General features: G+C 37.0%; 15 protein-coding genes. 7 read left to right on the top strand and 8 right to left on the bottom strand.

The window, feature by feature from the left end; all coding sequences use genetic code 11:
• Positions 1-173: 173 nt before the first annotated feature.
• From AS4_RS12375 to AS4_RS12365, 3 genes are all read left to right on the top strand, one after another.
• Positions 174-2336 carry a malate synthase G gene (locus tag AS4_RS12375; protein ID WP_096734347.1) on the top strand — a complete coding sequence of 721 codons (2163 nt, stop codon included), beginning with the start codon at positions 174-176 and terminating at the stop codon, positions 2334-2336.
• Positions 2337-2526: 190 nt separating this feature from the next.
• Positions 2527-3147: a 2OG-Fe(II) oxygenase gene (locus tag AS4_RS12370; protein ID WP_004719624.1), complete on the top strand. Its 621-nt coding sequence runs from the start codon at positions 2527-2529 to the stop codon at positions 3145-3147.
• A 148-nt stretch (positions 3148-3295) separates the two neighbouring features.
• On the top strand, positions 3296-3967 hold the full coding sequence (locus tag AS4_RS12365; RefSeq protein WP_096734346.1) for an SOS response-associated peptidase: 672 nt from the start codon (positions 3296-3298) through the stop codon (positions 3965-3967).
• A gap of 19 nt (positions 3968-3986) precedes the next feature.
• On the opposite strand, the gene AS4_RS12360 is transcribed toward AS4_RS12365, so the two are convergent.
• Positions 3987-4451, bottom strand: coding sequence for a MarR family winged helix-turn-helix transcriptional regulator (locus AS4_RS12360; protein ID WP_096734345.1), 465 nt, complete (start codon positions 4449-4451; stop codon positions 3987-3989).
• A 947-nt stretch (positions 4452-5398) separates the two neighbouring features.
• On the opposite strand from AS4_RS12360, the gene AS4_RS12355 reads away from it, so the two are divergent.
• Positions 5399-6937: a TerC family protein gene (locus tag AS4_RS12355; protein ID WP_096734344.1), complete on the top strand. Its 1539-nt coding sequence runs from the start codon at positions 5399-5401 to the stop codon at positions 6935-6937.
• Between the two features lie 136 nt (positions 6938-7073).
• Here the strand turns inward: AS4_RS12355 and AS4_RS12350 are convergent, their stop codons facing one another.
• Positions 7074-7931 (bottom strand): alpha/beta hydrolase family protein, encoded by an 858-nt coding sequence (locus AS4_RS12350; RefSeq protein WP_096734343.1) that lies wholly within the window; start codon positions 7929-7931, stop codon positions 7074-7076.
• A gap of 126 nt (positions 7932-8057) precedes the next feature.
• Between AS4_RS12350 and AS4_RS12345 the strand changes: the two genes are divergently transcribed.
• Positions 8058-8516: a hypothetical protein gene (locus AS4_RS12345; RefSeq protein WP_096734342.1), complete on the top strand. Its 459-nt coding sequence runs from the start codon at positions 8058-8060 to the stop codon at positions 8514-8516.
• 53 nt (positions 8517-8569) lie between these two features.
• Here the strand turns inward: AS4_RS12345 and AS4_RS12340 are convergent, their stop codons facing one another.
• Together AS4_RS12340 and brnQ are read right to left on the bottom strand one after the other, a co-directional pair.
• Positions 8570-8806, bottom strand: a complete 237-nt coding sequence (locus tag AS4_RS12340; protein ID WP_004719635.1) for a hypothetical protein — start codon at positions 8804-8806, stop codon at positions 8570-8572.
• A 652-nt stretch (positions 8807-9458) separates the two neighbouring features.
• Positions 9459-10751, bottom strand: coding sequence for a branched-chain amino acid transport system II carrier protein (brnQ, locus tag AS4_RS12335; RefSeq protein WP_096734341.1), 1293 nt, complete (start codon positions 10749-10751; stop codon positions 9459-9461).
• Positions 10752-11087: 336 nt separating this feature from the next.
• Here brnQ and map point away from each other — a divergent pair, with 336 nt between their 5' ends.
• Positions 11088-11882, top strand: coding sequence for a type I methionyl aminopeptidase (gene map / locus AS4_RS12330; protein WP_096734340.1), 795 nt, complete (start codon positions 11088-11090; stop codon positions 11880-11882).
• 349 nt (positions 11883-12231) lie between these two features.
• Here map and AS4_RS12325 read toward each other — a convergent pair whose 3' ends face one another.
• From AS4_RS12325 to aceR, 4 genes are all read right to left on the bottom strand, one after another.
• Complete coding sequence (locus AS4_RS12325; protein ID WP_096734339.1) at positions 12232-13404, bottom strand: benzoate/H(+) symporter BenE family transporter; 1173 nt, start codon at positions 13402-13404, stop codon at positions 12232-12234.
• 655 nt (positions 13405-14059) lie between these two features.
• Positions 14060-14713 (bottom strand): leucine efflux protein LeuE, encoded by a 654-nt coding sequence (gene leuE, locus AS4_RS12320; protein ID WP_096734338.1) that lies wholly within the window; start codon positions 14711-14713, stop codon positions 14060-14062.
• Between the two features lie 149 nt (positions 14714-14862).
• Positions 14863-15846 carry a transaldolase gene (gene tal / locus AS4_RS12315; RefSeq protein ID WP_096734337.1) on the bottom strand — a complete coding sequence of 328 codons (984 nt, stop codon included), beginning with the start codon at positions 15844-15846 and terminating at the stop codon, positions 14863-14865.
• Positions 15847-15934: 88 nt separating this feature from the next.
• Positions 15935-16825, bottom strand: a complete 891-nt coding sequence (gene aceR, locus AS4_RS12310) for an HTH-type transcriptional regulator AceR (protein WP_034618362.1) — start codon at positions 16823-16825, stop codon at positions 15935-15937.
• A gap of 147 nt (positions 16826-16972) precedes the next feature.
• Here aceR and aceI point away from each other — a divergent pair, with 147 nt between their 5' ends.
• Positions 16973-17398, top strand: coding sequence for a chlorhexidine efflux PACE transporter AceI (aceI, locus tag AS4_RS12305; protein WP_004822192.1), 426 nt, complete (start codon positions 16973-16975; stop codon positions 17396-17398).
• Positions 17399-18026: the final 628 nt, after the last annotated feature.

Here is an 18026-nt window from a genome sequence, read left to right as displayed (position 1 = left end):
GATGATTTAGTTGATGGTGTTGCTGTATTTTTGATCATTATTTTTTAAGTTAATGTCACTATTTTTTTAATTAAAATGATCACTATTTAGCAATGTGATAGTACTATTCAGCATGGTTTAAATCGGTATACTAGAAACTCTTGTTATAAAAAGTAGCAATATCAGGAAAGACAATGACTGCACGTATTCAAAAAGGCAAGTTAGCGATTGCTAAAGAACTTTACGATTTCATCGAAAATGAAGCACTACCAGGTTCTGGTTTAGATAGTGAAACATACTGGAAAAACTTTGAGCAAGTTGTTGTCGATCTTAGCCCTAAGAATAAGGCGCTTTTAGCAAAGCGTGACGAGATTCAGGCTAAAATTGATGAATGGCACCGCAACAATAAATTTGAACTTCAAGCTTATAAAGCTTTCCTAAAAGAAATTGGCTACTTACTACCAGAAGTAGAAGATTTTCAAATCAGTACAGAAAATGTAGATGAAGAAATCGCATTATTGGCTGGTTCGCAATTGGTGGTACCTGTGCGTAACGCACGTTACTGCTTAAATGCGGCAAATGCACGTTGGGGTTCTTTATACGATGCGCTTTACGGTTTTGACGTGATCTCTGAAGAAGGTGGCGCGGAAAAAGGTAAAGGCTATAACCCTGTTCGTGGCGATAAAGTTATCGCATTTGCTAAGAATTTCTTAAATGAAACATTCCCATTGGCAAATGGTTCACATGCAGATGCAACAAAATATGCTGTTGAAGGCAAAAAACTTGTTGTAACACTCAAAGATGGTTCAACCTCGACTTTGGCGAAAGAATCACAATTTGTCGGTTTTAATGGCGAAGAATCTGCACCTGTTGAAATTGTACTTTTAAATAACGGCTTACACGTTGTTATTGAAATTGATGCTAATAGCCCAGTGGGTAAAACTGATGCGGCTGGTGTTAAAGATCTTGTTTTAGAAGCTGCTGTTACCACGATTCAAGATTTGGAAGATTCGATTGCTGCTGTAGATGCAGAAGAGAAAGTAGAAGGCTACCGTAACTGGTTAGGTCTAATGAAAGGTACGCTTGAAGAGTCAATTGAGAAGAACGGTAAAACCGTGACGCGTACATTGAATAAAGATCGTACACATAAGAACTTGATCGGTGGTGAAACAACACTTCATGGTCGTTCATTGATGCTTCTTCGTAACGTTGGTCATTTAATGACGAACCCTGCGATCCTTGTAGATGGTGCTGAAATCTACGAAGGTATTATGGATGCTTTAATTACACCATTATTGACTTTCGCAGACATCAAAGGTCAAAACGAAAACAAAAACTCTCGTAAAGGGTCAATGTATATCGTTAAGCCAAAAATGCATGGTCCTGAAGAAGTTGCATTCGCTGTTGAATTGTTCGAACGTTCTGAACAAGCACTTGGCTTACCAGCGAAAACGTTGAAAATCGGGATTATGGATGAAGAACGCCGTACATCTGTAAACTTGAAAAACTGTATTGCACAAGCGAAAGACCGTACTATTTTCATCAATACTGGTTTCATGGACCGTACAGGTGATGAAATTCATACCTTTATGGAAGCAGGTCCTTTCGTTCGTAAAGGCGAAGTGAAAAGCCAAATTTGGTTCCCAGCTTATGAAAACCGTAATGTGATGGTCGGTCTACAAGCAGGTTTACGTGGTAAAGCACAGATTGGTAAAGGCATGTGGCCTAAACCTGACATGCTTTTAGACATGTATAAAACCAAAATTGAACATCCTGAAGCGGGTGCGAGCTGTGCATGGGTTCCTTCACCATCAGGTGCTGTGATTCACGCGATTCATTATCATCAATGTAATGTTTCAGCACGCCAACAAGAGTTATTGAAAACTGAAGCGCTTCCGTTAGATGACTTGTTGACACCACCTTTAGCCACAGATACAAACTGGACTGAAGAAGAGAAGACCAAAGAGCTTGAAAATAACCTTCAGGGTATCTTGGGTTATGTTGTTCGTTGGGTTGATTTAGGTGTAGGTTGTTCTAAAGTGCCAGACATTAACAATGTCGGTTTAATGGAAGACCGTGCAACTTTACGTATTTCTTCTCAGCACGTTGCCAACTGGTTACGTCATGGTATTGTGACTAAAGCGCAAGTTGAAGAAGTTATGCAGCGTATGGCGAAAATTGTTGATGAACAAAATGCCAACGATCCTGAGTACAGCAACATGGCGCCTGGTTTTGACGGTTATGCTTATAAAGCTGCTTATGATTTAGTATTTAAAGGTGGCGAACAACCATCGGGTTATACTGAGCCATTATTGCATGCGTATCGCTTAAAGTTAAAAGGTTACACAGGCGATTAATTTTATCGTCTCATTAACCGATTAATTCATCAATAAAGCCTCTTCGGAGGCTTTATTATTTTTTATGGTTTATTTTAAATGTTGCTTTGCCTGCATATATAAAATTTGTAGACGTGACTTTGAGTTTTCAGCCAATAAGATAAAATCTCTGATACAATTTAACGGAATTAATCATTAAGCTGAATTATAAATGACATCAATTCTGAAATTAGATGCGCTGAAAAATGCTGAAGTTGCGAGTACGCCTTATCCGTATTTTGTGGTTGAAAATGCTTTGGCTGATAGTGAAGTCCAGGCGGTAATCCAAGACTTTCCTAAAATTGAACAGGGCGGAAGCTTTAACATCGAAGATGTAGAAATTAAGCCTAATTTTGATCGATTTCTAAAATCATTGGATACACCAGAATTTCGTCAAATTTTAACAGATAAATTTGATGTCAATGTGATGGAACATCCGATGATGATTACTTTACGTGGTTATTCTCGTCAAAAAGATGGGCGGATTCACAGTGATTCAAAAAGCAAATTGTTGACGGTTTTGATCTATTTAAATGAATCTTGGGATGCGCCGAATGGACGTTTACGTATTCTCAATGATGATAAAGACATCAATAACTATGTCACTGAAATTAATGCAGGTCCGGGCTCACTGGTTGCATTTAAAGTAACTGACAATGGTTGGCATGGCTATATTCCTTATGAAGGGCAACGCCAATCTATTCAAATTAATTTTTTGACCAGCGAAAAAGCCAATGCAAAACATAAGTTTTTCCATGGTTTAAGTGCCAAAGTGAAAAAGATTTTTGGATAAAAGTTAAGTGAAGGGGGTAAACTTCGGTTTATCCTCAATTGAAATCGCGTGCTGTCTCAAGTTTTTATCAATGTCTAATATTCTTATCAATGGATAGCGCGATAGATAAATTCAACAATTATAAATCAATATTTTAAATCTTATTATTATGTGTGCTAATTTTAAACCGATCAGCTTATTACAAGTTCAGCAGCTTGGCTTACCCGCGATCCCTTTCCTTTATGAAGAAGAAATATTTCCAAGCTTCCAAACGCCGTTGTTATTTAAATCCGATCAAGGGATGGAATGGCGTTTAGTTAACTTTGGTTTAGTGCCAAAATGGGCTGAGGATAAAGACGCGGCAAAACATACTTATAATGCAAGAAATGAAACCCTGATGGAAAAACGCAGTTTTGTCGAGGCTTTTAGCAAGTGCCAATTTGGTGTGATCCCCGTGACAGAATTTTATGAATCCAAGTATATCAATGGTCGACCACAACGGTGGGGTGTAAGACGTAAAGATGGTCAGGCTTTTTATATTGCTGCACTGTATGAGATTACCCGACTAAAAACAGGTGAAGTTGTTCGTTCAGCCACTATGATTAGTATGGATGCCCACAGCCATCCAATGATGAGTGAGTTTCATGAACCTCGAACAGATAAGCGTTCGGTGGTGGTCATCCCACATCATCGACTTGATGAGTGGTTGGGCTTAAAACAGCCCAATATTTCGAGTTTTATCGAGGGGTTCCCCGTGGCTGAGTTTGAGTGTTTTTATTGCCCCAAAATCTCAAATAACAAAAACTCGCCACAGTTGAACATCTTTGATGAAGAATCTTAACGATTAATATGCAAAACGATTAATGTGCAAGATTCTTAAAGATAATTTTTAAATTTTCCATGGTTTTTTCAATTTGTAGTGGGGTTAAACCGTCAAATGACTGTTCGAGTACCACACTCATCAAATCATTAATTTTATGCGTCATTTCTTGCCCAGCTTCTGTTAAATGTACCCGTGTGATACGTGCATCATTTTCACAAGAGTAGGTATCCACGAAGCCTTCCTCTTTTAAGCGATAAACAATTTTGGTTGTTGTCGACATTTTTGAAACGATCATTTCCGAAAGCTCAGAGACACTTGCATCTGGCTTGGCTTCTAAAGCAACCAACAATCTTCGTCTAGAGTTGTCTACCCCATACTTTTTAAGTACGTGATCTAAATTTAAAACATACTGTGAATGAACTTGAGTGATCCAGTAGTATGGGAAATTTTCGATATTAAAATTTTCAGTTGCAGGTAAAAATTTTGCATATTTTTTAGTCATTTAGAGGTCCCTGTTTTTTGTAATTATTGCCATATCTTAAGCGCTAATCATATTTACTTCGAATACTTGAATCAATATGTGATAGATCACTTAATGAAAAAAACAAGTAAAATCGACGAAATGTAAATTTTGCTTGAACTAAACTTAAGTTAAAGTATTCAATAAAGGCATTGTATAACTGTCTTTAATCCGATAAAAAGTAGTAATACCTTATGTAAATTTAGTCGCTTCTTCATGCAATTTAGAGTGAAGTGAATTCATTCTCTAGTTTTACTGTGGAATAAAAAGTTTCAAAACAACCCCAAAGGTCGATTTTATTGAAAGTCCTTGTTTCATAGTTGCTCATCCTATGTATTTCAGCTTACTCAAGTATGAAATTACCAAGAAGATGTTGTTAAAAGCAAGCTTATTAGTTAAAAAAATTAACATCTGATGTTATTTTAACTGAAAAATAAGAAAAATCAACTTGGCTTTACTGTAAATAATTCCTGTTGATTTGGTCATAATGGGAATAAATCTTAGTATTTCCTTTCTAAATGCCCATATATCCGATTGAAAATCATCCATTAAATTAAAGCGATTTATACCGTTAAAAGGTAAATAGCATTTAATAACTATAGTTATACACAATTTATATTGAAAAAATCCAATGACATTTTTGTAAGATTGAGTGAAAAATAATTTGAATAAGATGAATCGGCATTTTTAAAACATTGAGTTGCTATTGCAAAGGTAGGGATGAGCTACAATTCGACATATCGCAAGGTTATCCATAAGAAAAATCTTAAATAAATGTAAAAATTTTGTGAAAAATAATTACAACCGCAAGATATTGTGCATAATTAAGCTAATTTAGTTGAAAAGGTTTCATTCATGGATCCGTCGTCGTGTAGGTCAAATTTATTTTTCTCCACTTTATATATTAATAATAAGCAGGAGCTCTAATAATGGAATTTTTATTAGACCCTGGAATTTGGGTTGGTCTTTTAACCCTAATTGTTTTAGAAATTGTACTGGGTATTGATAACCTGGTTTTTATCGCTATTCTTGCAGACAAACTTCCTCCAGAACAACGAGACAAAGCACGTATCATTGGCTTATCTTTAGCCTTAATTATGCGTTTAGGCTTGCTGTCTATTATTTCGTGGCTGGTCACATTAACCAAGCCTTTAATCGCCTTTGGCGGGTTGTCTTTCTCAGGTCGAGACTTAATCTTATTGTTCGGTGGACTGTTCCTCGTCTATAAAGCCGTCACTGAACTACATGAAAAAATGGAAGGCAAACCTGAGGTTAAAAGTTCAGGTGCGGTCGTTTATGCCAGCTTCTGGGCAGTTGTTGCGCAAATCATCGTTTTAGACGCTGTATTCTCACTTGATTCGGTGATCACCGCGATCGGTATGGTCGACAATATCTACGTGATGATGGCCGCTGTAACGATTGCTGTGGTTGTGATGTTGATTGCGTCTAAGCCGTTAACCGCTTTTGTCAATAAGCATCCGACTGTCGTGATTCTATGTTTAAGCTTCTTATTGCTGATTGGTGTGAGCTTAATCGCTGAAGGTTTTGGTTTCCATATTCCGAAAGGCTATATCTATTCGGGTATTGGCGTGGCAATTTTAATTGAAGCCTTTAACCAGTTTTCCAGCCGTAATGTTGAAAAGCATCAGTCGAAAACGCCATTGCGTCATCGTACCGCAGATTCAATTTTAAAATTGATGGGAAGCAAACTGGATGCAGATTTATTACAAAGCCCTGAAGCTTTAGCTGCTCAAAAAGCCTTTGGTGATGAAGAACGTTATATGGTTGGTGGTGTACTGACACTTGCTGAACGTTCAGTTGCTTCAATTATGACGCCAAGAAATCAAATTTCGTGGATCAATCTTGAAGATGATGCGGAGAGTATTCGTCAGCAAATCTTGGCTGTACCGCATAGTTTATTCCCCGTATGTCGTGGACAATTGGATAAAGTGGTTACGGTTGTCCGTGCGAAAGAGTTAATTGACGTACTGGATGAACCAGAGCAATTACAAGCCTTGCTTAAACGTAGTCGTCCAATTTTTATTTTTGAAAAAATGAAAGTGATTGATGCTATTCATACTTTAAGAACGTCTAAAGGTTCTTTGGTCTTGGTGAGTAATGAATTTGGTAATATCCAAGGTTTAATTTCTCCGTTGGATGTGTTTGAGGCAATTGCGGGTGAGTTCCCCGATGCAGATGAACAGCTAGAGTTGATCAAATTGAATGATACAACGTGGAAGGCATCAGGTATGCTTGACTTGTATCAGCTTGAGTTGGAACTTGGTATGTTGGATCTGGTTCAAGAAGACTCAGGTTACTTTAGCGTAGCAGGTTTGATTTTAGACAAAACTCAAGGCGAAGCAAAAGTAGGCACTCAGATTGAACAAGAGGGCATTTGGTTTGAAGTCATCGAAATGGATGAAAATCGGATCAAGACGGTAAAAATTACCCGTCCAGAGCAATTTTGATCACTATTTTGCGATTAAATCGCAAGTAGATATAAAAAACGAAGTAAAAAAAATGCCTCATTGATGAGGCATTTTTTTTTGAATAAAAAGAGCACTTAGATAGGATTACTTATCTAAGTGCTTAAAACTAAAAAGTTTAATTAAATATATTCTGTGTCATTGTTGGCCATAAGTTTTGATGTGACCTCTTAAACATCAACATATGACCAATGGCTTTATGACCTGTATCTTTCGGTTTAAGCTCTATCATTTCTGTGCTGGCTTTGGGATACAAGCGAAGTAAGTCTTTGACATTGGCTTCAGTGGCGATCTCATCATCCGATGACCAATACACCGTAATTGGGCATTGAATTTCGTTGTGATAGTCCTCGAAAATCGTTTTACCTACAGCGTTCATCACATAACCGGGTTTACTGCAAAACTCAGCCCATTGTTTTGCAACATTTTTGGGTAAATTTTCTCCCATGCCTAAAAACTTGGTTGCGCCATAACCTTTAATTAAGCTCGAAACAGGGAAGATCATTTTGAACATGACAGGTGCCATACGTTTGGTTCGCCCTTTAAGCCCTTTTACATGTCCTGTAGAGCCTGAAATCGCAATCACTTGTGCCACTTTCTTATAGTTAGAAACAATGCCTAATAATTGTCCCCCAGCACTATGACCTAAGAGTATGACTTGTTGTTTACCTGTCTTATTCAGCAAAGTTTCAATGGCTGCAGGAATATCCAGTTGTCCCCAGTCTTGGATACTTGCATTGGACTGACGAAGAGGACCGTGTAAGGATTCACCTATACCACGGAAATCGAAGACCAGCACATCTGAACCTTGTTGAGCAAGCCACTCGATAAAATGATGATAAAAACCTTGGGTAATCCCTGTTGCAGGGCAAACCAAAATAGGCAATCGATGGGTTGATTGTTTTGCCGGATAAAAACGTGCAGTTAAGCTATAGCTATCTGCACAAGTTATGGTTAAATTTTCAAATGTATTCATAACAATTCTATGAGTATGCTTTAATGATTACTTTACATAAGTTCCAAAAAGAAACTTGATCAAAGTATGACTTATGAGTCAAAGCTAATCTAAATATTTTAAGCTGTTGGGATAAAGGTGTTTTAAATGGATTTTGTGGGTTTGGGTTTGTCGGTAAAGTTGGCTTTAATATTTAGTGGGATTTATCTATGGGTGGGTATGCTGACAGGGGTTTGGAAATACTACCAAATTAGTCGATCAGCAATGGCCCGCGCGCATTATTATGTCGATATCGCACATCGCAGTAGCTTGCTTTATGCTCCAGCCACTTTGATTTTAGCGGTAATGGCCTATTGTTCAAGCTGGACAGAAAGCACAAATTTAATTTTTGTCTTGATCAATGTATTCTTTTTTAGCTTTTCAATCGCCAGCTATGTTTTGCATGGTTTTTTAAAAGATACGACAAATCAATTCAAAGAACCACACCAATTAGGAACAATGCACTTACCGAAAATATTGTTACGTATAGCAATGCTGTTATTGGTACTCGGGGAGATTGTTGCGACTGGAGGATTATTACTAGGAATGTTTAATACTTTGTTTTAATACTTAAATTTTTATGATTTTCTTATTTAAGATGGATGCATGGCATCCATCTTTTATTCTGTAATCTTCGCGAGTTTACGAGATTTATGATCGACTACATCCCAAACATAGAAGGCAGCAGAAACGACTAATGCATAGGCAAAAAATTCAGGTTTTAAATTGCCTTGAATGAGTCCATGAATAAACAGAGTCACTAAAAGTGCAAGTGTTGTACTTAGATAGATGACCAGTTTTGTATTTGTCTTCAAAGAATTAATGAAGACTTGCTTATTGAAATGTATTGATAACATCCCCATTCCTCCTGTCTGCTCGACAAAAACCACATTGTTTTAGTCTGGATTGGTTTATTCAGTTGTACCATATCTAATTATTATTTCAAGAGCAAATAGCTCTATTATTCAAAATAATTATGACATATTTATTACAAGTGATGATTATTTTATAAAAAATGAAAATATAAGTGATTTTTTTGATAAATGATGTAATTGTTGTTGAAGTAGTGTGAGCTAGTTATCAAAATAAAATACAATAACTGAATAGGTCTTGAAAGTATTTTCGACTAAAGTTGATAAAAATTATGCAATATTTATGCAAAAATCGAAAAAAATGACTATTTTTTCAAAATAATTCAATTTTGGCATGGAGAACGGTTCACTCATTCAAAAAAAGCAACAACGCGACTGAATTTAGCTTTGTTGAGTGAAAAATGAGTTTTGGTGTTCTATTTTTTAGACAAATGATTTTTAAATGCGAAGAGAGAAGCTTGATTCGATCTATTGAGGTGCATTGATCAAATGCTTGAAGCACCAAAATATATCAAACAACGTTTTAAAAATTGTGTCGCAAACAATAACGGCCTGTGGGGTAAACATGACAATTATTGATCACTGTTAAAATAAGATTTGGGTAAAATCAAATTTTAAGGATGATAATTAAAAAGCTTTATTTTTTAATTTTATCAATTACGACACAGATGATTAACACGATCAATGATGGGATCACCCATGCCAGATTCTGTTCATTTAACGGTAAGTTTTGAATCATCAAAGGTAAGCTGTCTTTAAAGCTTGTGACTTTAATTCCTTCAATAAGACCAAATAGAAATGCAACACCAGTAACAGGTGCGATAACCGTGGTTGGGTGATTGAATTTACCCCAAAAGAAGCTTAATAGAATGACCACAATTGCGGGTGGGTAAATTGCACTGAGTACAGGGACTGAAAAAGCAATCAGTTTGGTTAACCCTAGATTTGAAATCACCAATGAAAATAACACCAATATAACCACTAAAACTTTATATGGAATTTTTGTCAGTTCAGAGAAGTATTCAGCACATGCACAGGTTAAGCCAATTGCGGTAACCATACATGCAATAAAAATCAAACCTGTCAGGAATAAAGAGCCTAAGTCACCAAAAGCATGTTGAACATAAGCATGCAGGATCACTGCGCCATTTTCAGCATTTGGAGCGGCATCATGACTGCCTAAACCCAGTTTAAATAAGCTGAGATAAACCAGCGTTAAACCTACACCAGAAATCAAACTTGCAATAATGGCATATTTGGTTACCAGTTTTTTATCTGTCACACCACGAGAGTGAATCGCATGAATAATCACAATACCGAAAACCAATGCACCTAAAGTGTCCATGGTTAAATAACCATTTACAAAACCTTCAGAAACAGGGCTGGTAGCGTAATTGTTGATTGCAGGAGAAATTGAACCAGTCGGGATTAGAAATGCAGCAATACCTAAAATTGCCAGTGCAATAATTTTTAGCGGTGCAAGAATATGACCCACTGTATCCAATAATTTATTTGGATAAAGTGAAACCAAAGTCACAAATGCAAAATAGATAACGCTATAAATAAATAATGCTGTACCACCATTTCCAAAATATGAGGAAAAACCAATTTCATAGGAAACCGTTGCAGTACGTGGTGTAGCAAATAATGGCCCAACCGAGAGATAACACACTACAGTCAGTACTAAACTTGCGACTTTACCTAAAGGCGAGCTTAAAATCGCAATAGAACCTTCAGTTTTAGAAAGTGCCATAATGGTAATAACAGGTAAGCCTACAGCTGTGACTAGAAAACCTAGCGCTGCGAGCCATACATGTTCACCGGCTTGTTGAGCAACAATGGGTGGAAAAATAATATTGCCTGCCCCAATAAATAAGGCAAAGGTCATAAAACCTAAAGCAATAATATCCTTTGTACGGAGATTAGTCATAAACTGTGGTTGAAAAAATCAAAACAGCGATTTTAGTAGAAATAGCTTATTTTTTGTATTTTATTTTATGGATAATATTCCCGTTTTTTATAAATTTTAACCAATTAGCCATATTGATTATATTTATGTGGATGATTCACCGTTAATTTTCAAAAATTGAAAAAATCAAAATTTTCAAAAAATATAAAGTGGATAAAATCATCATATGGAAGGATTATGCATATTCTAAAATATATGTGCTTGATTTTGCATTTTTATTGAATATGATAGGCGGTAAATTGCCCTAAACGTATTGAAAAGGCATATAATATTTTTTCACTTTTGCGGACAGATCCAATGAAAGCTTCTACAGTCACCATTAAAACCGAACAAGACCTTGAAAAATTAAGAGTGTCGGGGCGTTTAGCTGCTCAAGTTTTAGCAATGATTGGTGAATATGTGAAGCCGGGTGTGACGACTGAGTATTTAGACGATATTTGCAATGATTTTATTGTCAATACGCTAAAAGTGATCCCTGCAAATATTGGATATTATGGTTATACCAAAACCACCTGTATTTCTCCAAATGAAGTGGTCTGTCACGGTATCCCATCAAAACACAAGGTTTTAAATGATGGCGATATTATCAATATCGATGTTGCGATTATCAAAGATGGTTATTTTGGTGATACCAGCCGTATGTATTATGTGGGTACAGTGAAACCTGAAGCGAAAAAACTGGTTGAAACGACTTATGAGGCAATGGTGGCTGGGATTCATATGGTCAAACCCGGTGCAACACTCGGGGATATTGGTCATGCAATCCAACAAGTTGGGCAACGTGAAGGTTATACGATCGTTCGTGAATATTGTGGTCATGGGATTGGTAAAATTTATCATGAGCAACCTAACGTCTTACATTATGGTCAACCCGGACAGGGCTTAGTGCTTAAAAAGGGTATGGTTTTTACCATTGAACCGATGATTAATGCGGGGAAATCCAGTGTCAAAGAGTTGAAAGATGGCTGGACTGTGGTTACTGCGGATAAGTCACTGTCAGCACAATGGGAACATATGGTTGCTGTCACAGATACAGGATTTGAGTTGCTTACTCCTTGGCCTGAAGGCACTGGTAGCTACCCTGAAATTTAATCTTTAGACTTTGGTCTAATGAATGAATTATGATCAGCGACTTATTGTTTTTTCATCTTTTAAAATGAGATTTTTCTCACTTTATTTACTGGAAATGTGAATATTTTAGGGGGTATTTTCGTTTAAGAAATATCCAATAAGTGTTTTTAAGTATTGGTTTAAATATTAACCAATCGCTAAGATAGCTTCCAGATTCTCGCTGTAGTTTCTATTGTTGTTTCAAGCTTTCTAGCTTACCCATCCTAGGGTAAGCTTTTTTTTGTCTATCGCTTTTCGATTTGCTTTGATTCGACGATTGAAAATTTAAAATAAGATGAATGAGCCTCCATTCATCTTATTGATCAGAATGCTATTTTTTAAGTTTAAAGTTTAAAATAAACGAAACAGCGAAGCCAAATAGTAGCCCCCAAAAAGCGGAACCAATCCCAAAAAACTGAACACCTGATGCACTGAATAAGAAGGTGAGCAGTGCAGCTTCGCGGTCTTTGACTTCATGAAAAGCAATCGCAATATTATGACTAATCGTACCAAACAAGGCGATCCCCGCTAATGCCACAATAAAAAGATGCGGAAAAGACATCAATAGACTTGTCAGTGTTGCCGCAAATAGCCCCATTAAAATATAAAAGAAGCCACAGCTCATGCCAGCAATATAGCGCTTCGCAGGGTCTGGGTGAACTTGGTCATCCAGACTGACAGCAGCACTGATTGCGGCAATATTCACGGTATAACAGCCAAATGGTGCAAGCAAAGTCTGCGCTGTACCCGTCCAACCGATAAGTTGGTTAACATGGGGTTTATAGCCATAACTTTTAATCATCGCAATCCCCGGTAAATACTGAGATGCCATATTGATTACAAATAAAGGCAGTGCCAATCCGAGAATTGCAGACCATGTGAACTCAGGTGTCATCCATACTGGTTTCGCCAATCCCCATTGTAAGGTTGGAACATGAAACTCCATAAAAAATGGACAAATGATGATTCCAGCGATCACGGTAATCACAATACAATAACGTGCCCATAGCCGTTTAGTGATGATATAAACCGCCAAAAGGCTGAGAATAAATGCCCAGTCATTTTGCATACTGGCAAATAGAGCAATACCAAACTTGAGTAATACGCCAGCCAGCATGGCACTGGTCAAACTCTGAGGAATATACGAAATAATTTTTTCAAATATGCCTAAAAAGCCTAGTGTGGCAGTCAGTAAACCACTCACCAAGAAAGCACCAATGGCTTCATAGAGTGAGTAGCCGCTGGCAGTGGCAATGATGAGTGCAAGTGCAGCGGTTGACCATGAGGTGGCAACAGGATATTTGAATTTCCAAGAAAGAATTAATCCTGAAAGACCTATACCTAAACCGAGTGCCCAAAACCAAGAGGTAATTTGTTCAGGGTTTGCGCCAAGTAATTGAGCTGCTTGTATGACGAGTACAGCCGAAACACTGATACCAATTAAGAAGGTAATGAAACCTGCAAATACAGCAGGTATAGAGAAGTCTTGGAGTAACTTTTGCATGATCCCTTGCTTTTAAATTTGATTGAATGGTTGAAAATGCAACCATCATACATGGATCATTTTAAAGCTTATAGGGTTAATTGGAATTAAATAGCAAAAGCAAAAATAAAATTGAATAAATTCTCATTTTGGGAGAATTTGGCTTTTTTAATCTAGAACTGTTTTAGTTGAAAACAATGTATAGTCAAACCACCTAATTATTCATATAAGTGATTTGCATCAATTCATTTTTGGTACTTTTGAATCATAGTTGGTGATCCTATCGTGGGCCGACATGGATGTCGCCGTTGGGCGGGGGTATAGGATGTACCCCTCGCCCATGAGCAAAAACAAAGCACTGCTTTGTTTGCAGCGCAAGGTTTGGCAACCCTTACGAAAAGTGAGGCATCGCCTACGCAAAGGTATTTAAACGTTGAATGTAAGGTGTGGCATTGCAAGCTTTTTATAATCAAACATTTTTTTCATGCAATTGATTTGATTGAAAATATTAATTGAAAAAAAGTTGTATTATTGTGTCTGAGTTTTTTGACAGGTTGACTATAGATTACCCATTAATAAAGATTAGATATTACCTTGAATAGAAAGCGCAGTTTATCCAAAATCACGATCCAAAAAAGAATGCTTTTAATCGGGAGATTTATTGAGCTAAATCAGCTTACATCGTTGAAACGGCAAGCTTTATTCCAAAAGCACAGAACAGTAAGCCTACACAAGCAACACAACCTGCAGCAATTTTGTAGCGTGTATTGAAAAAAGTGGCGAGTTTAACGCCTGAGAAGATCAAGATCGTCAAATAACTCATACTGATGATTTGCAGAATCACTGAAAGTGCCGCAAAACTTAAAGCAGGGTAAGGGTAATCAGGATCGACAAACTGAACAAAGAACGAGAGATAAAATAAAATTGCTTTTGGGTTGAGTAAGCTAATGGTGAGCGCTGTTCGAAAAGGGTGGAATTGTTCAGTATTTGGAGTATTCGATGTATTTGTTTGCAGCGTTTGTGGTTTGCTCTGCCAAGTTTTGATACTTGCGATCAACAAACGAATACCGAGGTAAGACAGATAGCTTGCACCTACAACTTTGAGAATGATAAATAACCAAGGAAAGGCATGTAGTAGAGAGGCAGCACCTAAAACAGTGCAGAGAATCAGGATTAAATCCCCTGTAAATACGCCTAAAGCACCGATATAGCCCGTTTTAATTCCAAATCGAGAGGCAATTGACATGACATACAATGAGTTAGGACCGGGTAAAATGACGATAAAAATAGTCCCTAGTATATATGTCACAATATCGGTAATACCAAACACAACATTCTCACTGTATAAGAAAAGCGAAATAAAAAAGCCGAGCGTTTATGATAACAAACTCGGCTTTAGAGTGTGAGCGATTTTAGTGCAATTTTAACCAAAAGCGCATCTACAATTTAGATTTATATAAATCATTCTAAATGCATAGATTAGTCAATAAAATCAGCATCTAGACCAAAAGATTGACGCAATAATAATGCAAGTTGTTCACGCGCTTTGATAAAACCGTCAATCCCGCTTTGCAATAATTGGAATGCCATTAAATCAGCTTCCAATTGTTGTTTAAATTCAGCTTTAGAAATCTCTTGATGTTCTTGAGCAGTCAGTTCAGTGTCTAAGCTGAGTTGAGAAACAACATGACGTTGATCATTGTTCAATTTTTCAAGCAGACCTGGTGCAACGGTTAAAAGATCACAACCAGCTAAACCTAAAACTTGGTCAATGCTACGGAAGCTAGCACCCATCACTTCAGTTTTAATTTGATGCTGTTTGTAGTAATGATAAATTTGTTTAACAGACAATACGCCTGGATCTTTCTCAATTGGATAGCTTTCTACATTTTCAGCTTTTTTAAACCAATCTAAAATACGACCGACAAATGGAGAAATCAAAGTAACATTGGCATCTGCACAGGCTTTGGCTTGGTGTAAACCAAAAAGCAGGGTTAAGTTACAATGAATACCTTCTGATTCAAGTACTTTCGCAGCTTGAATACCTTCCCATGTAGAAGCGATCTTGATCAGAATACGGTCTTGGTCGATCCCATATTCTTTATACAATGCAAGTAGCTCTTTAGCCTTGGCAATGGTTTCTTCGGTATTATAGGAAAGGGCTGCATCCACTTCTGTTGAAACACGACCTTCTACAATATTTAAAATTTCGACACCGAGTTTGACGGTGAGAATATCGATGGTGCGTTCGACGAGCGCATCTAATTCATAACCTTCTTTTTTTGCTTGAGCATAGGCATCTTCAATCAGCTCACGACTTTCAGGCTGTTGTGCTGCTGCTGTAATGAGTGAAGGGTTCGTCGTTGCATCCAAAGGGCGAAATTGTTGAATTGCGTTTAAATCACCTGTATCAGCAACGATAGTGGTTAAGCGTTTTAATTGATCTAATGCAGATTGTGTCATTACCGATTATTTCTTAGTTAAATTATTTGTGATTTATTTATAACACAATGCGATTTGAGCAAAACAGCAAAATGTACTGAAAGGCCTATTATTTTGTATGAATTCTTTGATTTCGTATGTGATTAATCAAAAAACGAGCAGCTGAGCCTAAATTGCTCTCACGACTCCAGACTAAGTCGACAAAATATTCAAATTTTGGTGTGAAATCGAGCAAATCTAAGATTTTTAACTTATGTTTGAGCTCAGGATTTTCATTAAACATTTCTAAGGGAAGCACACCCCAACCAAGTTCTTTTAAAATTAAGGCACATGCTGAGTGGTGATTGTCTGTACGCCAATAGTTTTTAGAATAGAGCAGTTCGGGTTTAATGGTTCGATCACGGCTTGCCACGACAATTTGTCTGGACTGTAGGATTTGTTCAAAAGTAACTTGTTTATGTGCAGACAATGGATGGTGAATAGCTGAAACAGGAACCAAGGCTTCTTTTTTAAATTCAACAAATTGCTCACGACTTTCAAGTATTTCACGTTCAAACATCAATGCCAGTTGTGCCGTCTGATTCATCAGCATTTTCAGCGCATCTTCTTGTGGTGCTGAGAAGATATTAATTTCTAAAGTTGGAAAATGCTCTCCCAGCAGTGCAATGTATTCAGCCCAGTCTGTATGCAGTAATTCTGAAACCACCACGATATTTAATGAGGATTCCAAGCCTTCGCTAAGTGCAATGGCTTGTTGTTTCCACTGGTTCATTTCTACCAGTAGTTGTTCAGTTTTTTCATATAAGCGTTGAGCTTGAGGTGTGGGTATTGGTTCACGACCGACACGGTTAAAGAGTTTTAGATTTAAGTCTATTTCCAAGTTGGCGATAGACATACTGACAGCGGAGGGGACTTTACCAAGCTGTCGGGCTGCTGCTGAAAATGAACCTGTTTCCATCACCGTTTTAAAGATGGTGAGTTGTTCTTGGTTAATATTCATGCGCTGGGCACCATTATGTTTAGTTTTTCAGTCATTAAATTTACCCCAATTCACGCAACCTTTCAATAAAATTGAAAGAACCTGACTCGATTGATCAATATTATAAAAATATAATGCATCCATCGAATCAAGAAAGAGTAGTTTTAAATGATGATTTCCAAAAGAAGGGTTATTCATGCATTAAGCTATGAAGTCATCCTGTTGGTGATCATAGCGATTGCATTAAGTTTTATTTTTGAAGTACCAATGGAAGTTACCGGTGTATTAGGTGTTGCGATGGCCGTGACTTCAGTGGTTTGGAATATGGTGTTTAACCATTTCTTTGAACAATTTGAACGTAAGAGAAAACTTAAACGTACCATTGGTGTTCGTATTTTACATGCTATTGGTTTTGAGGGTGGTTTAATGTTAGCCACGATTCCAATGGTTGCTTACGCAATGGATATGTCTTTGTGGCAAGCAATTTTATTGGATTTCGGAATGACCACCTGTATTTTGGTGTATACCTTTATTTTCCAATGGTGTTATGACTTGATTGAAGAGCGTATGGGGGCAAAGCCTGTACATTCTTAATTAAGCCTGCAATGCATTTATTTTAAATTTTAGTGAAAATTTCAAATGTGTTGCGATAGAGATCCCCCCTTAGTTTTATTGAAAAGTAAGGGGATTTTTTTTTATAAAAATTTAATTGAATTAATTTTCTGGAAAAATTGTTTGATTATAAAAAAACTGCAATGCCACACCTTACATTCAAAGTTTAAATAACTTTGCGTAGGCGATGCCTCACTTTTCGTAAGGGATTCCAAACCTTGCGCTGCAAACAAAGCTATGCTTTGTTTTTGCTCATGTTTGGCGAGGGGTACGTCCTTTACCCCCGCCCAACGGCGACATCCATGTCGCCCCACGATAGGATTACCATCTATGATTCAAAAGTACAAAAATGAATTGATAACCAATTGTTACTCAAAGTTCATATAAAAACATAAGCTTCATTTATGATCAGTTGCTTGATAGAAGTCACATGTATAAATAATTAGGTGGTTTGACTATAAGGAATAAAAACTAGGTAAAGCATAATCAATAAAGATAAAAGCCCGTTACACGATCACTGCTCAGTTTAAACAAACTTTTGCAAAAGATAATTGAATTCAATTTGTTTTGTAAAATTGTTCGCCTACAATAGGGTCTGTTAACATTTCAT

Source organism: Acinetobacter guillouiae, from assembly GCF_002370525.2.
Taxonomy (GTDB): Bacteria; Pseudomonadota; Gammaproteobacteria; order Pseudomonadales; family Moraxellaceae; genus Acinetobacter; species Acinetobacter guillouiae.
This window is presented reverse-complemented; position numbering and strand designations above follow the sequence as displayed.

Excerpts from the sequence above, each read along its gene's own strand:
- AS4_RS12340 (WP_004719635.1), bottom strand. The coding sequence starts at position 8,806 with ATGTTATCAATACATTTCAATAAGCAAGTCTTCATTAATTCTTTGAAG.
- AS4_RS12365 (WP_096734346.1), top strand. The coding sequence starts at position 3,296 with ATGTGTGCTAATTTTAAACCGATCAGCTTATTACAAGTTCAGCAGCTT.
- brnQ (WP_096734341.1), bottom strand. The coding sequence starts at position 10,751 with ATGACTAATCTCCGTACAAAGGATATTATTGCTTTAGGTTTTATGACC.
- AS4_RS12375 (WP_096734347.1), top strand. The coding sequence starts at position 174 with ATGACTGCACGTATTCAAAAAGGCAAGTTAGCGATTGCTAAAGAACTT.
- aceI (WP_004822192.1), top strand. The coding sequence starts at position 16,973 with ATGATGATTTCCAAAAGAAGGGTTATTCATGCATTAAGCTATGAAGTC.
- AS4_RS12325 (WP_096734339.1), bottom strand. The coding sequence starts at position 13,404 with ATGCAAAAGTTACTCCAAGACTTCTCTATACCTGCTGTATTTGCAGGT.
- aceR (WP_034618362.1), bottom strand. The coding sequence starts at position 16,825 with ATGAATATTAACCAAGAACAACTCACCATCTTTAAAACGGTGATGGAA.
- tal (WP_096734337.1), bottom strand. The coding sequence starts at position 15,846 with ATGACACAATCTGCATTAGATCAATTAAAACGCTTAACCACTATCGTT.
- AS4_RS12370 (WP_004719624.1), top strand. The coding sequence starts at position 2,527 with ATGACATCAATTCTGAAATTAGATGCGCTGAAAAATGCTGAAGTTGCG.
- AS4_RS12350 (WP_096734343.1), bottom strand. The coding sequence starts at position 7,931 with ATGAATACATTTGAAAATTTAACCATAACTTGTGCAGATAGCTATAGC.
- AS4_RS12355 (WP_096734344.1), top strand. The coding sequence starts at position 5,399 with ATGGAATTTTTATTAGACCCTGGAATTTGGGTTGGTCTTTTAACCCTA.
- map (WP_096734340.1), top strand. The coding sequence starts at position 11,088 with ATGAAAGCTTCTACAGTCACCATTAAAACCGAACAAGACCTTGAAAAA.
- AS4_RS12360 (WP_096734345.1), bottom strand. The coding sequence starts at position 4,451 with ATGACTAAAAAATATGCAAAATTTTTACCTGCAACTGAAAATTTTAAT.
- AS4_RS12345 (WP_096734342.1), top strand. The coding sequence starts at position 8,058 with ATGGATTTTGTGGGTTTGGGTTTGTCGGTAAAGTTGGCTTTAATATTT.